Consider the following 20,013-nt stretch of genomic DNA (forward strand, 5'->3'; position numbering starts at 1 on the left):
GAATCTTTACTTGGCCTTCAAAGCTTTTGATATTGATTTCAAAAAAGAAATGAACATATAAACAAACTCTGACACAGAATTTTGAACATACCCATGCTGATAGGTATTGCAAACATCGACAATAGGTATATAGAAGATGTAAATAGGTGTTTTGCTTTCGATTTGAGGTATTTGAGAGATGCTGATAGGTATTGCAGCATTGTAAATAGGTATAGATGTTAAAACGGGTGTTATGCTAAGTGATATTATTCATTGTATTTTATGGTAAATTTTAGGAGTTTTATATAAGAGGTAGCTAAAAATCTTGATCTTATGGTAAATCAGCAGCTGTTAAATCCACAAAGTATTGTCGTAATTGGAGGTTCAAATGATTTGAGTAAACCCGGTGGCAAAATATTACATCATATCCTAAAAAGTTTTAAAGGAAAAATCTACGTTACTAATCCTAAAACGGCTCATGTTCAGGGTATAGAAACCTTTAGTGCTGTTGAGGATTTACCGGACAACATAGATTTGGCAGTAATTGCAGTGGCTGCAAAATACTGTCCTTGTGCGGTTAAAACGCTGGCGTTAAATAAGGGAACCAAAGCATTTATTATTATTTCGGCAGGATTTAGTGAAGAGAGCGAGCAAGGGGCTCTTTATGAACGTGAGATTGTTGAAGTTATCAATCAGGTTGATGGCTGCTTAATTGGTCCGAATTGTATTGGAATGATGAACCAGAATCATCATAGTGTATTTACAACGCCTATACCAGTTTTTAGTAATAAAGGCGTTGATTTTATCTCGGGTTCCGGAGCTACCGCTGTTTTTATCATGGAAATTGGTCGACCATTAGGCTTACGTTTTAATAGCGTATATTCTGTTGGAAACAGTGCTCAAATTGGGGTAGAAGATGTATTGGAATACCTTGATTTAAGCTATAATCCCAAAACGAGTTCAAAAATTAAGCTGCTTTATATAGAAAGTGTTAATGACGGAAAAAAACTTTTGAAGCATGCTCGGTCATTGATTAATAAGGGATGTAAAATTGCCGGGATAAAAGCAGGATTTTCAGAAGATGGTAGTCGTGCAGCTTCAAGCCATACCGGAGCTATGGCAAATTCAGATATGGCGGTGGATGCTTTGTTTAAAAAGGCCGGAATTGTAAGATGTTACGGGAGAATGGAATTGGCTGTGGTAGGCGCTATTTATATGACTAAAGAATTCGAAGGAAGAAACATTGCTATTATTACCCATGCCGGTGGTCCAGCAGTGATGCTTACCGATACGCTTTCAAAAGCTGGTTTTAAAGTGCCAAAACTCGATGGGGAAGCTACCGAAAAACTGAAAGAAAAGTTGTACGATGGTTCAAGTGTGGCGAATCCCATTGATTTTTTAGCTACCGGAAATGCTGAACAGTTGGCTGCGATTATTGATGCCTGCGAAAATGATTTTGACCAGATAGATGCTATAGTGGTGATTTTTGGAAGTTCGGGGCTCTTCCCGGTAAAAGAGGTTTATGAGGTTTTGCATCAGAAATCCTTATCATGCCAGAAACCTATATTTGCTATTCTTCCTTCAATTATTAATGTTAAAGATGATATTGAAACCTTTATTTCTAAAGGACATGTGAATTTTCCTGATGAGGTAATATTTGGCGAAGCACTGGCTAAGGTATATTTCAGCAATGATAATAATACAGAGGAGATTCGGGATGGTAGCGTTGTGGATTTGGAAGACCTCATTGAAAAATTTGAAGATGGTTACTTACCTCCTGAAAAAGTTTCCGCATTAATATCAAAGGTTGATATCCCGTTTGTAGCTGAGCTGGTGTTGCGTAGTACTCAAGAGTTGGATATGCGGATTAACCATGTAGAGTTTCCGGTGGTGCTTAAAGTCATCGGACCTGTGCATAAATCAGATGTGGGAGGGGTATTTTTAAATGTTAAGGATGCTGAAGAATTGTATGATAAATACGATAAGCTGATGCAGATAGAAGGCGCAGAGGGTGTTTTGATTCAGCAAATGGTATCTGGCATAGAGTTGTTTTTAGGTGCAAAATACGATGAAGGATTTGGGCATACGATCTTGTGTGGATTGGGAGGTGTATTTGTTGAGGTTTTAAAAGATGTAAGTTATAGTATGGCTCCGGTTTCAAAAGATGAAGCACTAAATATGATAAAAAGTTTGAAAGGGATTAAAATCCTTCATGGATTAAGAGGGCAGGAAGGAGTTAATATTGATTTATTTGCTGAAATAATAGTGCAGTTTTCGAATTTAGTTTACCAGCATCCCGAAATAAAAGAGATTGATTTGAATCCACTTATGGGTAATCTAAAACGTATTGTAGCTGTAGATGCAAGAATCAGGATTGAGAAAGGGGAGTAGAATTTAGTCTTCAGTTCTCAGTCTTCAGTCAGCAGTCTTCAGTTGGCAGTTCATTGGATATAGTATATGAGCGTTTACCTTAGAATGAGTTCCAGGAACTTTTGACTTTTGACATTCAATTTTTAACTAATAACTTTTACTTTTGCACCATGCAAGATAGACTACTAGAAAAGCTAACTGTCCCTCATCTAGATGAGAGAAAACGATTATCAGATATTGCACCGGAGTTATTTAAGGCACTTCCCTCAAAAAAGAGCATTAAAAAAGCCATTAAGAGCGGACATGTTTACATAGATGAAAAACGAGGTCAAACTGCTGATTTTATTAAAGGAGGAGAAGTTCTTGAGTTATTTGAAAATAAAAAAGCAGTAGTTAAACCAACAATTGAATATCCTATTGAAGTTGTATTTGAGGATGATTATTTGGCCGTAGTACATAAGCCAGCCGGAATACTGGTAAGTGGAAATAAAAAGATAACACTGGAAAATTCTTTACCTTCGAACCTGAAAAGAAGTACCCAACCAGATGCATTAGATCGTCCGGAACCAATTCATCGGCTAGATTATCCTACCAGTGGAGCTTTACTTATTGGTAAAACTCAGGAGGCTGTAATTGCATTAAACAAAGTGTTTGAAAGTAGAAGTATTAATAAACAATACCTTGCAATTACTATTGGAGAAATGCCAGTAAATGGAATAATTGAAGGTGAAGTGGATGGTAAAAGAGCCAAATCAGCCTATAAAGTTTTGAAGTCAGAAATTTCAGAGCGTTTTACCTATTTAAACCTGGTTGAACTTACCCTTTTTACAGGAAGACGCCATCAATTACGTAAACACCTGTCTTCTATTGGAAACCCTATTTTAGGCGATGCAGAATACGGAAAGGAAGGATTGATATTAAAAGGTAAAGGATTGTATTTACATTCATATTTATTGGAGTTTACTCATCCATTTACCAACGAAAAAATGAAAGTAGTTGCTCCTGTTCCTAAAAAGTTTAAGAAGATATTTGATTGGGATTAAGGAATTATCTATTTACTTTTCCTAAATTTTTTTCTGTACTCCTTATCCATTTTTTCAGTGGAGTATTGTATGATTAATCTGCTACATTGGTCTTTCCATTCCATAAGAAAATCCTCAATTTGTGCAGGATATTTTTTCCATAAACCACGTAATAAGGTACCAATTCCTTTTTGAACATATTCTGAATCATCAAGCATTAACGCTTCAATTAATACAAAAGTATCTGCAGGCTTTAAATTCTTGGTTAATTTATCGAGTTCAACCAGAGAAACAGGAATAGTCCGGTGCTTCCATTCTGATTAATGATAGCAGGATCCGTTTTTTTAACGCAAAATTCTCTGATCTCATATATTTTGGAATTAATCATGGCTTAAGTGATGTTGTGTTGTAATTTTAATAGAAAAGATCGTAATGTTTATCACTGGATGGATTCAAGAAAATTTATTTCTGGAGTTTCTTCAATTTCAACTTCATGACTTCGATAAAAAACTACAATATCTACCGGGTAAATTTTTGATGTTTGATATTTATATTTAACATCATCAATTATTAACTCTTTTCCAGGTTTAACCTTGTAATTCTTAAAATCAGGCTTGAAAATATTTTTGCCAGTAATAGAATCTACCAATATTTCTCTGGCACAATAATCACAATCAATTAATTCCAATTCAAGGAATTTTGAATTTCCTTTTTCGTGATTTTTAAAATATCCTTTATAATAAAATGAGCAATCAGAAACTAGTCTAGAAGTGTCATTATTATAAATTCTTATGGGTTCTTTATATAGATAGGCTGAATCGCCCTTTATTAAGAGATGGTTTTTGTATACCAATCCTTCATGTTTATGTATTTTCTCAATTGTTTTTAATCCAATATAATAGCCATCTTTAATTAGAGCAGTTATATTAAAAGAAACAAATAATCCAAGGATTGCAATAAAATAGGCGTACTTCACAGTATAATTGTTAGCCGTTGAACTATTACGAAGGTTTGATTCAGAAACTTTGTATTATCAAAATAACCAAAAAATGACTCGAAATATTTATCTGCTTGTGAAACTCCAAATTTTTTAACTCCATAATGATGGATACGTATTAAATTTTTTTTGGCAGTATTACTAAGTTTATATTTCGCCATAAAGTAAAGACCTTGATTGTTTTAAAATTTCTTCTTTAGAGTCATTTGTAAAATCACTTTGTTCTGATTCTTCAAGTTTGGCTCTAATCCAATCAATTTGAGATTGCTGCTTTCTGGCTTGTCTGATTAAATCATTAACAAGTTCACTTTTGCTTGAATATTCCTCACTATCGACTTGAGCTTTGAGCACCTTGTCGTTAGGTTTCGAAAATGATATACTTTGTCTTGGCATAATCTTGAGTTTTTGATGTAAAGTTACACCAATATCGAATCATCCACATGTTTTTGTTTTAACCAATCAATAAATAAGTTTTTCTTAAATATAAATTATTTTACTCATATTATTTCGTAGGTATCACTTGTTGAATAGTTCCATCTTCGTTGTAGTATAATTTATCAAAACAGATTGATCTGCGGAATGGGTGAGGGCTTCCCTTGTGTCCCCAGCCAAATTTTTCTTCAACTTCAGGGTGGTTTTTATAATATAAATCAGAATTATGATAGAACATGTACCATTGCCCTTTGTATTCCACAATAGAATGATGGTTGGTTCCACTATTCATTTTGGGAAGGATCACACCTTTATATTCAAAAGGGCCTAATGGATTATTACTCATGCAATATTTTATTTCGCCACTTTCTGCGGCATATGAGAGGTAGTACTTACCATTATATTTATGCATCCAGATGGCTTCAAAAAAATCATCGGTTCCTTTAATGATATGAACTTTTCCGTCGTACGAAATCATATCTTCATTGAGCTTTATGGCATTTACAACTAATTGTCCCATATAAAGGTATGCCTGACCATCATCATCAATAAATACAGCAGGGTCAATAAAGTCGCGATTGCAAATAACACCAGCAGAGTTGGTGTGAATTAAAGCAGAATCGAGGGGATCTTTAAAATAGCCATAAGGATTGTTACTCACAGCAACTCCAATCATGCTATGTTCAACAGGATAGTAAAAATAGTATTTTCCATTTCTGTAGATACAATCCGGTGCCCAGGCTTGTTTATCAGCCCAGCTTACATCATCTAAAGAAAAGGCAACCCCATGATCTTTCCAGTTTTTCATGTCAGTGGTGGAAAAGACATGCCAGTCATACATTGTAAATTTAGTAGCAGTATCCTGATCGTGGGATGGGTATACAAATAGCGTGTCGTTAAATACCCTAGCAGATGGGTCGGCTGTATACATATGGGTTATAAATGGGTTTTGAGCTATTACCCAATTGCTTAATAGTGCCAATAGAGTGATTAAACAGAAATGCTTCATGATTTACGTTTGATAGGATGCGATGTGTAATTTTAAGGTAATTGTTGATTTTAAGTCGGTTAAAGTTAATCAACTATTACAATTTTCAAAACTCTTGGGAATATTGTTTTTCTTGATTTTTAATCACTGTTCGGCATAATCGAAAGCCTTGATCCGGACCTTTACCGCTGGCTTCAAATTTCCCTCTGTCCGAGGTCATACAGGTATGTTCTCCTCCAAGCCAGCCACCACCTTTTTGTACTTTGTAATACCCAACTTCTATATAATAATCCTCATACCAATCATTACACCATTCTCTAACATTTCCAGACATATCGTACAATCCAAATCCATTGGGTTGTTTTTGCCCTACAGGGTGTGTGCTGCATGAGTTCTTTTTTACTTTTTCCCATGACCAGTCCCCTGTTAGTTTTGACTTGCCAGAATTTCGCCAATACCAGGCCACCTGATCAATATCGCCACTGCCACTATACATTAAATTTTTTAGAATATCGCCCGCATCTATAGCATATTGCCATTCTGATTCAGAAGGAAGCCGGTAACCATCAGCTTCTGTATTGAAAGTAACAGTCCATTTAAGGCTGTCGTAGTCGTTTTTATTGTTTACATCACTCTTTAAGCTATCAATATTATAATAAGGATTTAAGCCTTCAGAAACACTTTTTTTATTACAAAATAATGCACATTCGTACCATGATACCATTTCAACGGGCAGATCTTGTCCTTTGAACATCGATGGATTGTAGTGCATTAATTCCATCCATTCTTTTTGTGTTACTTCGTATTTTCCCATATAATAGCTAAATACAAAATCACTTTTATCGTATAGTTCTGATCTGATTAACACAAAGTCGTTTCCCTCAATAAAAACCATTTTTTCCTGATCACGATTATTGCATCCAATTAACATTATGAATAGGAAGAAAATGCATAAACTCAATTTTTCTTGTTCCACTATTGTTTCGATTATTGTTAGTAACAGAAAAAAGCTGTCTGAAAAAATCAGACAGCAGTTTTCACAAGATGTACTCTAGTTTAGAAGGAAAGGTATGTAATTTATTTATGGAGTGTTTCCAAATCCGATTGAACCTGAACAATGAAGCCATTCACTGTATGATCCACCGCAGCTGCCATTTTGCCATACACCTGTGTTGTAGCTTTGGTCTTCAGCCTGACGCCAATCACCGTCAACAGATACGTAATCAATTTGTACATCTCTTCCACTGGCATCATTTTCATATGCAACTCTGATGTCGCCTCTGCTAGTGTATAATGTTACCCTGTAGTCACTCATAGATGTGCTTAAGGTCCATGTACCACAGTTATTACCGCCAACATAAAGACTAATTCTTTCAGAACCACTAACTCCACGAGCTCTTATTCTTATTGGTAATGCGGAACCTCCGCTTGAACCACCACCTGTATCTCCAGTACTGCTTCCTGCATTCCAGATGGTTAAATTAGCATTTCCGGTACTGGTTCCGTAAGATTCTGTTAACATAATTGCTGAAGGTGACATATCGCTACCTAATCCATAGCCTGATCTGGCCCATGCATTGGCATGATTGGCAAATGTAATTTTGTGACTTGCACCAACTGAACTTTCACTACGACGTGTACTATAAACTTGTCTGAATGTTTGTGTACCATCAATGGATGGTTTTTGGTAACGCATATTAGTGTAGATATCGTATGTAGCACCATCACTGTATACTGTACCGATGTGAGTACCACCATCAGGTCTGTGTCCTCCCCACATTTCATTTACATAATATTCAATTAAAGGGTTTCTAGTCCATCCATAATAAGCAATTGAACCACCTCCGCCATTCTGGCTATAAGTACCAACATTATAACCTATTACACGGGTTTTTGAACCAGTTGTCCAACCTTTACCACAAGTGAAGTTACCTGTATAGTTCCACGAAACGCTGTAATTACCCCCGGAACCATTATTGTAGTCAACCCATCCGCTTTTGTCATCGGTCCATAAAGACCAAAAATAACCATCATCAGTTCCAGACTGGTAGGATTTAAGTTTAGCAGAACCTTCTGGTTTTACTTCTTCAAGATTTTCGTTTTCACATGCAGACATGATTAGTAGAAATACAGCTGCAAAACAAAGTAGTTTTTTCATAAAAGATTTGTTATAGAATTTAAGTTATTAATAAATATTACCCTTTAGGGAGACTATTATTATATAGGGACTTTTGTTATATGCATATGATGTATAATATTTTAATTGATGAGATTAGTGATGGGGCATACTTGTCTGATAATTAATGTATTTTAATCAGCCAATACGAATTTATACATGACATAGCATTTCCCTATCATACAAATGTTGCAGAATATTAAACAAATGATGCAAATGCTATTTGTCACAGTTTAGTCCTGAAAATTTTAAAACTAAACTTGAGTTGTGAAGATGTTCTTATAAGGGATATTGTTATTATTTTTCAGGTAATAACTCGGAAGGTAATTTATTAAACTGAGCTTTAAAACATTTGGTGAAGTAACCTGGAGAATCAAATCCAACTTTCATGGCAACTTCAGAAATGTTGTATTTTCCATCTTTCAGATATTTAATGGATCTTTTTAATCGAATGAATCGAATGAATTCAATGGCAGTTTGCCCTGTTAATGATTTAATTTTGCGGTAAAGATTACTTCGATTCATAGCCATATGTGAAGCAAGTTTTTCAACAGATATGTCCTTGTCTTCAATATTGCCATTAACAAAGTCAATAATTTTTTGAAGAAACTCTTTGTCTATAAGATTTACTTCGGTTTGTTGTAAGGTTGAAAAAACCTCCTGGCTGTACTTTTGATATAATAATTTTCTATTTTCAAGTGTTTTTCTCACTGTTGTTAATAATATTTCTACGTTAAAAGGTTTGGTAAGATATACATCGGCTCCTGTTTCAATACCTTCAAGTTTATTTTTAACATCAATGTTCGAGGTTAAGAAAATGATAGGTATGTGGTTTGTTGAAACGTTACTTCTTATTTTTTTACAGAACTCAATTCCATTTAAAACAGGCATTCTTACATCTGTTATAATTAAATCCGGGGATTGTTTTAATGCTTTATGATAGGCATCTTCACCATTTTCGGCTGTGATAATATTATATGTTTCACTCAGTAAGCTTACTAAATACTCTAAAAACTCTTTGTTATCATCAGCTAATAAAATAAATGGAGATTTTTTACTCACATCTTCATTTGAAATTTCAAAATCTGTAACAGGTATATTCTCAGCATAGGACTGAGGTTTGGTGTTTGAATAAACCATCTGTTCACCATGAGGTTTGTTTATAGGTATTTGTACACAAAAACAAGTGCTCTTCCACTTTTCACTACGTACCTTTATGGTACCATGATGTAGTTCTACCAAATTTTTCACCAAAGCCAGCCCAATTCCGAAACCTGCATAATAAGAAGTATCATCACCCTGACATTGGAAATATCTTGCAAAAACTTTGTTGATATTTTCAGGATCAATACCCATTCCATTATCCATTACTTCAATAATAAAACTGTCAGATGTTTCTATATTTTGCGGATGACTTACCAATAGTTTTATATTGCCTTTGTCTGGAGTAAATTTGAATGCATTCGATAATAAATTAGAGAGGATTTTTTCCATCATGTTTTTATCTACCCAAACTTCAATGGAATCAGAGGATGAGATAAATTCATAATTGATTTTTCTATTCTCAGCCTGATTCAGGAACAAGCTATATACATGTCTTGAAAAAACAATTAAATCAACTTTTTCAATTATCGGTTTTAATTGCAATGATTCAGATTTTGTAAACATGAGCAACTCATTAATGAGTTCATACATTCGTTTTACATTCTTGAATACCATGTTGAGTTGTTTCTGAATACTTGCAGGAGTCTTTTTTTGAGATATTATAGATTCGAGTGGAGATATTATCAGGCTAAGCGGTGTACGTATTTCGTGTGAAATATTGGCGAAAAAGTCTGTTTTTAACTGGTGAATTTCAACTTCTTTTTCTCGTTTTAATGTTTCTATTTTTAATTTCTCAGCCTGTTTAGCCTGTAGGGTTTCTAACTGAATAAAACTGTATAATAAAATCCCGGCAATAATTGTGTAGAGCAGATAGGCCCAGATTGTTTTCCATATTGGCGGTGCAATTATAATTTTTAATTTGGTTGGATTATTATTCCATTTACCATCGTTATTTGAGCCTTTTACCAGAAATGAATAAGTTCCCGGGTTTAAGTTTGTATAGGTAGCGCTATGTTTATTGCCCACATATATCCAATCACTATCTAAACCTTCTAGTTTGTACTTGTATTGATTTCTGGAAGGTAATGTATAATTCAATGCAGCATATTCAATAGTAAAGGAGTTTTGTTTCCAATTAAAATGAATTTCATTGGTAAGTGAGATATTCTTTTTTAGTGGTGATTCTTTGCCTATTTTCAATGGGATATTAAAAAGCTTGATTCCTGTAAGATATACCGGAGGGATATAAGGATTGGTATCGATACTGTCTGGTATAAAATAATTGAAGCCATTATTTCCACCATAAAACAATTGCTGAGTGCTGGTTTTTATGCAGGATTGCATATTCAACATATTTGAGTTTAAACCATCCTTTTGATTATAGCATTCAACTTTTTCGGTAATCAGATTAAATTTTGCAACACCCTTATTCGTGCTAACCCATAAATTTTTATTGTTATCTTCCAGAATTCCATTAATCAGGTTACTAGGGAGTCCATTCTCCTTTGTATAAGCGTAAAATCTATTTTCGCGGTAATCAAACTTATTTAAACCATCTTCGGTTCCAGCCCATAAATATCCGTTACTGTCTTCAAAGAGAGTTCTTATTCTATAATTATTAATGCTATATTTATTGTTCTTGTCATATTTATAGGATAACATCTGAAATTCTCCATCATCCTTTCGAATCATCTTGTACAGGCCATATAGTGTACCTATCCAAAGATTTTTTCTACTGTCCTCAAAAATACAGTATATAAAAGGCGACTGAACCATTTCTATAAATTTAGAAGGGGCAGATGTATTTTCAAAAAGATCCAATTCAGGATTGTACTTATAAAGGCCATCGCCAACTGTTCCTGCCCAAATATCACCATAACAGTCCTCAAGCATACAAATAGTATTTGCTTGTCTGCTTACCTTACTTTTTATGGTGTAGCGCTGAATAATATCACCGTTTTGATTTAGTTTTAGTAGTCCTCCATTCCAGATACTAGCCCATAAATAATTATGGGAATCATACATGATATCAATAACAGCTTTGTTTTTTAGTTTTTGGTTATTAAAACGGTTTTCAAATTGTTTATTGATGAGATTAAAATAACTGATTCCACCTCCATCTGTAGCAATCCAAAGTCCTTTGTTTTTATCCTCTGAAAATGCTTTTACATTATTGTTTGCAAGTGTATTTTTTGAGGTGGGAATATGTTGAACCAGGTTGAATTTATAGAAATATTTATCGTGTAAATAAAGACCTTTATTAAAGGTCCCAATCCAAAGAACATTTCGGTCATCAATATAAATAGACCAAATAGAGTTACATCCTAACTTGTTGGGTATGTTTTGTTCCGCATAATAATGGATAAACTTATTGTTGTGACGGTCAAAATAATTAAGGCCTCCATTCTCAGTTCCAATCCATAAATTATCGTAAGGGTCTTTGCAAAGCGTTAAAATATGATTATGACTTAAACTGTCAGGATGGTTGTTCTTTTTGAATGACATAAATTTAAATTCTTTGTCATTAATGTTAACCTTATTTAATCCTCCACCGTAAGTTCCGATCCAAAGATTTTGGCTTTTATCAATAAGTAAGGATGTGATGTGGTTCCATGATAAACTTTTACTATTGTTTTCCTGATGTGTATAATGCTTAATAGTTTGAGATCTGGGATTAAACTGATCTAATCCGTTTCGGGTACCTATCCAGTAATTGCCCGATTCATCTTGTGTAATGCAAGTTACTGCATTAGAAATTAATGATTCCGGGTCATCTTTATGATGTCTTAGAGCATATGTTTCTGAATTTTTAGGATTGTATGAAGTTAGTCCATTTCCCATAGTACATATCCATATTTTTCCTTCACTATCCACAAACAAGTCATTAATATAGAATACAGAGTACTCATTAAGCATAGGATATCTCTGAAATTGATCTTTTTCGCGATGATATAAATTGAGTCCATCAGAAGTTCCTATCCATATATTACGGTTGTTATCTTCGCAAATGGCATTGATCGTATTGCTTGAGATAGAGGTAGTATCCACTGAACTTTTTTCGTAATTTATTACATCAGTACCATTGTATTTGTGTAAACCGTCGGCTGTACCAATCCATAGGAAACCATATGAATCTTTATAAGTGCAAGTAACTTGCTGGTATCCCAATTCAGGAGTTAATTGTTGAAAGTCAATATCACTGTATTGTGTATAAGCACTAATACTTATCAGCCCAAAACAAGCGATTATTACGATTCTTTCAATTGCTGATCTGAAATAGGTATTATCCCACGTCATATTGCATGCAGGAACAGAAAGAGTTATTAGTCTAAAAACTATAGTAAATACCATGTTTCTCATTCAAACTTATTTTAATACAGTGAACTATATAATTGAAAGCATTTTTTTTAATTGCTTTACTTTAACTCTGCTATAATCCAAAAATCAACTCAGTAGATTTAATTTTTATGAGTTGTTTGTTAAATTTTAAAAGATCTTGCTATTGATTTATTCTTTAGAGCGGAAAAAATTTTCAGAATAATTGAATACTTTTTAATCAATTAAGCTTTCTCCAGCAATACCGATTCCCGCTCCTAATATTAATGAGAAAATAATTATGGGAATTAAAGCTTTATTGTCTTTGGGGTAAACTATAATCATAATAGGAACAGATGTCAGTAATGCTATTATTAATCCTTTTATACAAGGATTTATATTCCACTGTACAAAAGGAATAATTACTCCAAGGGTAAAATAATGTATAAAAGCAGAAAAAGTATCTCTTCTATTAAGTCTTTGAATAATCATTGGTATGCAGTATAATATTCCCGCCATTATCCCAATAATTAAAGTTATTGAAATAGTATTCATCTTATTTAAAATTTAAGTCAGCAGGATAGAAGAAGGGTGTAATAGTATACAGTACGTAAGTATTACGTTTAATATTAACGGAGTGTATTGTAAAATATTGTATAAAAATGATATAAAATTAAAAAGAAATAGAGTGTATTGGTTTTATTCAACAGTTGACTTAAGTAAAATAACAGTATGTTGGTTCTTGTTAGAAATATTTTGTTCGTATAATTGTTGTTTCTTAAGTAATAACAACACAATATGTTTAGTATAAAAGAAAAGCTGCCATTACTAATTTGTATTCAGGGCATTTTGTTTTTAACGCTGGTTTTTACAACATCATGTTCAAGAAAAGCCTTACCTGATGTATCTTATCAAAAAAGTAGTATAACTTCAAAAACATTGACTCCTCATACAGGCAATAAAAGATTAAATCAATTTATAGCCAGCGGAACCGGTAAGCGTTTAAATACGGGTAAAGTTAGTGCAGATGATATTATAAAATCAGCACGTAAATATATGGGAACTCCCCATTGTATGGGCGGTTCTTCTAAAAAATGTATGGATTGCTCCGGATTAGTGATGCAAGCTTTTGCCCTAAATGGAATTACTTTACCTCATAATTCTGAAGAGCAAGCCAGGTATGGAAAGATTATTCAAGATAAAAATGAGTTGAGAAAAGGTGATTTAATATTCTTTATCAATACTTACAAAACAAGTAAATATATCACTCATGCCGGTATTTGTATTGGTAATAATCAGTTTATACATACCTCTTCAAGTAAAGGTGTTACTATTACCTCATTGGATAATAGCTGGTGGAAAGATAAATTTATATTTGGAACCAGAGTGTTTTAATTATACATCTGTAGATATTGGTTTATTCAAAACAATCGTATTCCTAATTTTAGGATAAATCTGTTGTATTCAATATTTCTTTCTACGTTATTCCTCCACCAATCCGTTCTGGTGTAAGAGTATTTTTGATATCGATATCCCATAGCTATATAAAAAGCCATGGCACTTTTGGATGGGAATATATAGCCAGCTTCTGCATTAAAAAAGTGTTTTCCCTTGGTGTCTAATACTTCTATCCATTCTTCTTTTTCATCTTCAAGTGGGATTACAGCTCCATAGCTTCCTCCAATGTATAGCGATTGTTGGTTAAAAGCAGGGATGAAAATCTTTAGGTTGGGTCCAACAGATGCCATCTTTATATCCATCCATTCAATACCTGTAGATAGTCCAAATGCAAAGGTTTTGTTCAGTAAAAAGTTATGTTCCATTTGAATGGAATTGATCACGGCATTGTGGTCTTTTTGCGAACCGATCATTTGTGTGTATGCTGTGTAGTTTTGGTATTTTATATTGAATTTGTTTTCGGCTTGCTCTTGTCCGTATGTTACAGCAGAAATTACTATTAATGATAGCAAAAGTAGGTTTTTCATGAGTTATGTTTTTTTATTATGATGGAAAGCTATTCAAACAGTTGCGTGAACAAGTTAAATAAGTACAAACAAATATCAGTTATTTATAATACTCATAATTCTTTTACAAAAAACGCAACCATAGCAACTGTCCAACATCAATACAATGTGTTTGCAACCACATACTATTAACCTAATAACTAAAAAGCGTCATGAAGAAAAGAATACAGTATTTATTTTTACTAACTATAGGTTTGGTATCATTCTCTTGTACCAACCAAATAGAAGATACTTATACCGTAAATTCACCTGAATATATGAGTTACTCCGATTTAAGATCGGCGTTCAGTGTGCTTCCACCAGAAGATATTAAAAAGGCAGGTAAAATATATTTTAAAGATGATTTTATCTTTATCAACGAATATCAGAAAGGTATTCATGTTATAGATAATTCAGATCCTTCCAACCCTCAAAATGTTTCTTTTATTGAAATACCCGGTAATGTGGATTTAGCTATTAAAGGAAATATGCTTTACGCTGATAGTTATATTGATCTTTTGACCATTGATATCAGTAACCTGAATGATATTAAAGAAGTGGATCGGGATGAGGATGTATTTCCTTATATTATTCCTGATTTTGAGGGAGGTATTTTAGGAAGTGTAGATACAGAAAAAGGTGTAATTATTGGCTATAAGGTATCAACAGTAACAGAGCCGGTAAATGATAATGGAATTTATTATGAACGATTTGTGGAATGGGATGGAATATTTTTGGCAGGAGATGCAAGTGCAAATAGTGTGAGTGGTTCAGGAAATGGAGTAGGAGGTTCCATGGCTCGTTTTACCTTGTATGATCACTATTTATATGCCATTAATAACAGTGCATTAAATTTATTTGATGTATCAGATCCTTCAAATCCATCTTTTACAAAAAATATCTATATCAGTTGGCAAATAGAAACGCTATTTCCTTATAATCAGATGTTATTTATTGGGGCTCAAAGCGGCATGTATATTTATAGTTTACAGGATCCTTCAAGTCCTGAGTTTATTTCTCAGTTTCGTCATGCAACAGCTTGCGACCCTGTTGTTGTTGAAGGTGATTATGCCTATGTAACATTACGTGGAGGAAATTTATGTGGAGCGATAGATAGTGAACTGGAGGTGATTGATATTTCAAATATTGAAGCGCCGGAATTGTTAAAATCATATCCTATGGAAAATCCTTATGGTTTAGGAATTGATGATGAGGTGCTTTTTGTATGTGATGGTGATGACGGACTTAAAATTTATAATGCTGCAGATCCTTATACAATATCAGATCATCAATTAGCACATTATAAAGACATTGATGCTTTTGATGTCATTCCTATTGGCAATGTATTATTAATGATTGGTGAAGATGGGTTATATCAATATGATTATTCTGATTTGGAAAATATTAAATTATTGAGCCACATAGTGGTTTATGAGTAATTGGGTTTAATATTTATTCTAATTGAAAAAGCTGAGAAACATAAAAAACTAAATATGTAATTAGAGATTTAGTGGGTTAGTTGTATGCATATCTGTTATAACTTGGGTGAGTTAGTTTTAAAGGAATGGTAAACCAAAACGTGGAACCAACATTAAGTTCTGATTCAACCCAAATTTTACCTTGATGCAATTCTATAATATCTTTGCAAATGGCTAACCCTAAACCAGTACCTCCTTTGCATTGTTTAACCGTGTTTTCTGTTTGTACAAAGCGGTTAAATATATTTTTAAGCATGGATGATTCTATACCGGAACCAGAGTCTTTTACATAAAACTCAAGGTGATTATTTTTTGCAATACAACCATACTCTATGCAACCTTCATTGGTAAACTTAATCGCATTATTGAGCAGGTTATTCATTACCCGGCGAAGTTTTTCTTCGTCGGAGGTGAATACAAAGTCTCTGGGTAAGTCATTTCCAGATTGGCATAGTTTTACTTTTGAATCAAGTAATGGCGTATAATTATTTGAAAAACCATTTAAAAAATCCCGCAGTTTAATTTCAGTCAGATTTAAGAACATATTACCCGACTCCAACAGCGAAGCGTCCATTACATCGTTTATGGTCAATAGCAATTGTTGAGAACTGTTCAATATGGTTTTTAGATACAAATTCAAAATTTCATTATCTGTTTTTTCTGTTTGAGCTAGTTCTGAAAAACCAATTATTGAGTTCATTGGAGTTCTTAACTCATGCGATATGTTTTGAATAAATACGGTTTTAAGTTTGTCGTTTTCCTTTGCTTTAGCTTCAGCTTTTCTAATCTTTTGAATGTGATTTTTAATCATGAAAAATAAAAGAATACCTGTAGTAAATACATAAAACCAACCTTTAAAATGTTGTATTCGTGTAATGGTATCCGGATTATCTGTCAGGTTAGAAACAAACAAGTCTGAATATAAAATCCATAAACCTCCTGCTAAAATATACAGTATGGCAAGTATGTATTCAAACTTGATTTTCTTGAGCATCTTTGGTGTGAGTTTATAACGTTTTCATTACTAATGTATAAAAACTATTATTTGTAATCAACAACATTTATTTAATAAGGACGAAATATTTTATCCATGTTTACAAATTTCGGTTAGTTTCAGTTCATCCAGAATATTAATATCTTTTCCGTTAAGCTCCAGTATATGGTCTTTTTCTAAGGTTTTTAGAAGCTTTACAGCACTCTCCGTTGAAATTCCTGCAAAATCAGCTAAGTCTTTTCTGGTTAAAATCTGGAAAATATCAGGATACTTTGGCTTAATATTATTAATGTAAAGTAATGCTTCAGCCATGCGGCCATTCATTTGTTTATAAAGCACTTTACGAATGATATCGTATAAATTTACATTTTGTTCAGAATATCGTTTGATTAAACTTAAACCAAAAATACCATTTGAACTGATAATTTGTGCAATAGCAGTTTTTTCAACTAAAAAAACGTGGCAATCAGTAATTGCAACAGAGGAATAGCTAAATGTATTGGCCGAAAAAACAGATGACAAGCCAATAAACTCGCCGGGTTGAATAATACGTAAATTATAATTCTTTGTCAGGTCGCTTTCTACATACTGAATGGCCAGGCCATCTACAACAAACATCACATAAGAGGCAAAAGTACCTTGCTTGGTCAGGTTATCGCCTTTACGAAACTGTACTTGTGTGCGGCTGGATTTTACCAATTGAACTTCATCCGGACTTAAAGCCTGAAAGCATGGAGCATTAAGTTCGCAAATAAAGTTTATATCGTTTTGTTGTAAGGTTTTCATTTTTTTTTTATTCTGTCAACCCTTAAAAATGTTGACTATTAGAGCTAAATATCTGTAGAATACAATACAAAAATATAATCAATTTCAAGAAAATGACCGTCGTCAATAAAAAAGTTGATGTATATCAATTTAAACACAGAACACGTTCTTGTGTTTTTATAGTAAATTATTTGGTGCTATGAGATAGATTTGTCAAAACAAAAAAACAAAGCCTGTTAGGGCAATTTTAAATAAGCAAAAAATAAAAAAAATATATATAATGGAAAAAATCGTAATTATTGGAGGGGTGGCAGCAGGAGCAACAGCTGCAGCAAAGGCGAGAAGATTATCGCCAGATGCAAAAATTGTAATGCTAGAGGCTGGTCCTGATATTTCATTCGCAAATTGTGGATTGCCATATTATATTGCCGGAGATATTAAGAGCCGTTCAAAATTAATTTTACAAAGCCCTGAAAGCTTTAAAGAACAATATGATGTTGATGTATATACACATACTATTGTTTCATCTATTGATAAGGAAAATAATCAAATTAAAGCCATTGATAGCAGATCAGGCGAAACCAGAAGTTTTGAATACGATAAATTGATTTTAGCTCAGGGAGGCAGACCTTTAAAACCAGAGTTTCCCGGATCAGATCGTGACCATGTATTTACATTATGGACACTTGAGGATATGGATAAGATTTCTGCACACCTGGAAGATGAAAATCCTAAAAATGCAGTTGTTGTTGGTGGCGGATTTATTGGTTTGGAAATGGTTGAGGCCTTGGTTAAAAGAGGTTTAAATGTTTCTGTTGTTGAAAAAATGGATCATGTAATGTCTATCATGGATGGAGAAATTGCAGGTTTTGTTGAGCAGGAGCTTCTTGCTTATGGAGTAGGTGTTCATACAAATACAGCAGTAACACAAATTAAATCTGATTCTGTTATTTTAGATAATGGTGAGGAGTTGGATGCCGATATGGTTTTAATGTCAATAGGCGTGCGACCAACTTTACAGTTGGCTATAGATGCCGGATTGGCCATTGGTGAAGCTGGTGGTTTATTGGTGAATGATCAGTTACAAACTTCTGATCCTAATATTTATGCTGCAGGTGATATGGTTGAAATTGAGCACCGTGTTAATGGTAAAAAAGTACGTATTCCATTGGCAGGTCCTGCTAACCGACAAGGGCGTATCGCTGCAGAAAATGCATTAGGAGGAAATCACAGCTACATGGGAGCAATTGGTACTTCAGTAGTGCGTGTTTTTGAAGCAGTTGCAGGTATTACAGGTTTATCTTTAAAACAAGCGCGAGCGTTAGGAATTGATGCAGATGCCGTTGTTGTTCATAAGGAGCATCATACATCATATTATCCGGGAGCTGAAACTGTAACAGTACAATTGGTATATGATAAAAATACTGGTGTTATTTTAGGCGGACAAACTGCTGGTTACAAGGGCGCAGATAAACGTTTGGATGTGATTGCAACAGCAACAGCATCTAAATTGAAGGTGAGTGATATTGCAGACGTTGATTTTGCATATTCTCCTCCAATCGGAACTGCAAATGATGCGATGAATATGGCTGCCTACGTGGCTGAAAACAGAATGTCGGGATATAGTCCATCGGTTACCGTATCAGAGTTGGATGAATTACTAAAAGGACAAGATGCCATAGCTATTGATGTCAGAGATATTTTTGCCTATCAAAAGAGTCATATTCAGGGTGCCATACATATTCCTTTAGAAGTATTGCCAGAGCAAATGGAGCAGCTTCCTAATGATCGTTTGATATTGGTTTATGATGAGTTTGGTAAAAAAAGTCATCAGGCATTAAGAACGCTTGTTGGGGCCGGATTTAAAAATGTAGTGAATATCTCAGGAGGTCATACATCGTTACAACGATATGCTTTAACCATTGGATTTGAAGAGTTTGATATTAATTTATTAGATATTGAGGCTAAAAGTATTGGGGCACAGGAAGAAGAGCAAAAAGAGGAAGCTCCTAAAAAAGAAGACAAGAAAAGTGATAATGGATTATTGATTGTTGATGTTAGAACAGAAGGAGAATTCAGAAGTGGGGCATTCCCAAATGCTGTAAATATTCCTTTGGATGATATCATGCAAAATAAAGTGGATCTGGGATCCAATCCAAATCGAGAGATTGTTGTTTATTGTGCATCAGGTGCTCGTTCGGCTTATGCCAAGCAAGTATTAATGCAAAGAGGTTATACTAATGTTATGAATGGTGGTGGTATTGCTGCTATGATGTCGAGATTAGACAAAATGAGGAATTAGGGTTTGCTAGGCTAAGTTTAATATTGAGGTTGAACTTAGTAAATTAAATTTCGATAGAGTTTATGTGTGAAATCGCGCGGTTGAAGTT

The 20,013-nt window shown here is 33.8% G+C and carries 15 protein-coding genes and 1 pseudogene; 5 read left to right on the plus strand and 11 right to left on the minus strand.

The features are described 5' to 3' along the window. Positions 1-312: 312 nt before the first annotated feature. The gene (locus OM075_RS19475; protein WP_301192221.1) at positions 313-2,370 is read left to right on the plus strand and encodes an acetate--CoA ligase family protein; all 2,058 of its coding nucleotides are present in this window, start codon (positions 313-315) and stop codon (positions 2,368-2,370) included. Positions 2,371-2,519: 149 nt separating this feature from the next. After that, positions 2,520-3,392, plus strand: a complete 873-nt coding sequence (locus tag OM075_RS19480; protein WP_301192222.1) for an RluA family pseudouridine synthase — start codon at positions 2,520-2,522, stop codon at positions 3,390-3,392. Positions 3,393-3,400: 8 nt separating this feature from the next. Here OM075_RS19480 and OM075_RS19485 read toward each other — a convergent pair. The 8 genes and pseudogenes from OM075_RS19485 to OM075_RS19520 all read right to left on the minus strand — a co-directional run. Continuing rightward, positions 3,401-3,673 (minus strand): annotated as a pseudogene (locus OM075_RS19485) (DNA alkylation repair protein); the annotation flags it as partial. Positions 3,674-3,810: 137 nt separating this feature from the next. Beyond that, on the minus strand, positions 3,811-4,347 hold the full coding sequence (locus tag OM075_RS19490) for a hypothetical protein (RefSeq protein ID WP_301192223.1): 537 nt from the start codon (positions 4,345-4,347) through the stop codon (positions 3,811-3,813). A gap of 168 nt (positions 4,348-4,515) precedes the next feature. Then, the gene (locus OM075_RS19495; protein WP_301192224.1) at positions 4,516-4,761 is read right to left on the minus strand and encodes a ribbon-helix-helix domain-containing protein; all 246 of its coding nucleotides are present in this window, start codon (positions 4,759-4,761) and stop codon (positions 4,516-4,518) included. A 109-nt stretch (positions 4,762-4,870) separates the two neighbouring features. Beyond that, complete coding sequence (locus tag OM075_RS19500; protein WP_301192225.1) at positions 4,871-5,809, minus strand: family 43 glycosylhydrolase; 939 nt, start codon at positions 5,807-5,809, stop codon at positions 4,871-4,873. Positions 5,810-5,894: 85 nt separating this feature from the next. Continuing rightward, a complete protein-coding gene (locus OM075_RS19505; protein ID WP_301192226.1) occupies positions 5,895-6,764 on the minus strand; it encodes a formylglycine-generating enzyme family protein in 870 nt (289 codons plus the stop codon). 105 nt (positions 6,765-6,869) lie between these two features. Continuing rightward, positions 6,870-7,946, minus strand: coding sequence for a glycoside hydrolase family 11 protein (locus OM075_RS19510; RefSeq protein WP_301192227.1), 1,077 nt, complete (start codon positions 7,944-7,946; stop codon positions 6,870-6,872). A 315-nt stretch (positions 7,947-8,261) separates the two neighbouring features. Then, the gene (locus OM075_RS19515) at positions 8,262-12,428 is read right to left on the minus strand and encodes a two-component regulator propeller domain-containing protein (protein ID WP_301192228.1); all 4,167 of its coding nucleotides are present in this window, start codon (positions 12,426-12,428) and stop codon (positions 8,262-8,264) included. A gap of 192 nt (positions 12,429-12,620) precedes the next feature. Continuing rightward, positions 12,621-12,938 (minus strand): hypothetical protein, encoded by a 318-nt coding sequence (locus OM075_RS19520; protein WP_301192229.1) that lies wholly within the window; start codon positions 12,936-12,938, stop codon positions 12,621-12,623. Positions 12,939-13,181: 243 nt separating this feature from the next. Between OM075_RS19520 and OM075_RS19525 the strand changes: the two genes are divergently transcribed. After that, positions 13,182-13,778, plus strand: a complete 597-nt coding sequence (locus tag OM075_RS19525) for a C40 family peptidase (protein WP_301192230.1) — start codon at positions 13,182-13,184, stop codon at positions 13,776-13,778. Positions 13,779-13,804: 26 nt separating this feature from the next. Here OM075_RS19525 and OM075_RS19530 read toward each other — a convergent pair whose 3' ends face one another. Beyond that, the gene (locus OM075_RS19530; protein WP_301192231.1) at positions 13,805-14,368 is read right to left on the minus strand and encodes a hypothetical protein; all 564 of its coding nucleotides are present in this window, start codon (positions 14,366-14,368) and stop codon (positions 13,805-13,807) included. A gap of 191 nt (positions 14,369-14,559) precedes the next feature. Here OM075_RS19530 and OM075_RS19535 point away from each other — a divergent pair, with 191 nt between their 5' ends. Next, entirely contained in the window at positions 14,560-15,825 is a 1,266-nt protein-coding gene (locus OM075_RS19535) for an LVIVD repeat-containing protein (RefSeq protein ID WP_301192232.1), read from the plus strand. A 76-nt stretch (positions 15,826-15,901) separates the two neighbouring features. On the opposite strand, the gene OM075_RS19540 is transcribed toward OM075_RS19535, so the two are convergent. Both OM075_RS19540 and OM075_RS19545 read right to left on the minus strand, forming a co-directional pair. Beyond that, entirely contained in the window at positions 15,902-16,858 is a 957-nt protein-coding gene (locus OM075_RS19540) for a sensor histidine kinase (protein ID WP_301192233.1), read from the minus strand. A gap of 90 nt (positions 16,859-16,948) precedes the next feature. Then, the gene (locus OM075_RS19545) at positions 16,949-17,644 is read right to left on the minus strand and encodes a Crp/Fnr family transcriptional regulator (protein WP_301192234.1); all 696 of its coding nucleotides are present in this window, start codon (positions 17,642-17,644) and stop codon (positions 16,949-16,951) included. A 259-nt stretch (positions 17,645-17,903) separates the two neighbouring features. Between OM075_RS19545 and OM075_RS19550 the strand changes: the two genes are divergently transcribed. Next, positions 17,904-19,925, plus strand: coding sequence for an FAD-dependent oxidoreductase (locus OM075_RS19550; protein WP_301192235.1), 2,022 nt, complete (start codon positions 17,904-17,906; stop codon positions 19,923-19,925). Positions 19,926-20,013 lie beyond the last annotated feature (88 nt).

The sequence above is a fragment of the Plebeiibacterium sediminum genome (assembly GCF_026013605.1).
Taxonomy (GTDB): Bacteria; Bacteroidota; Bacteroidia; order Bacteroidales; family Marinilabiliaceae; genus Saccharicrinis; species Saccharicrinis sediminus.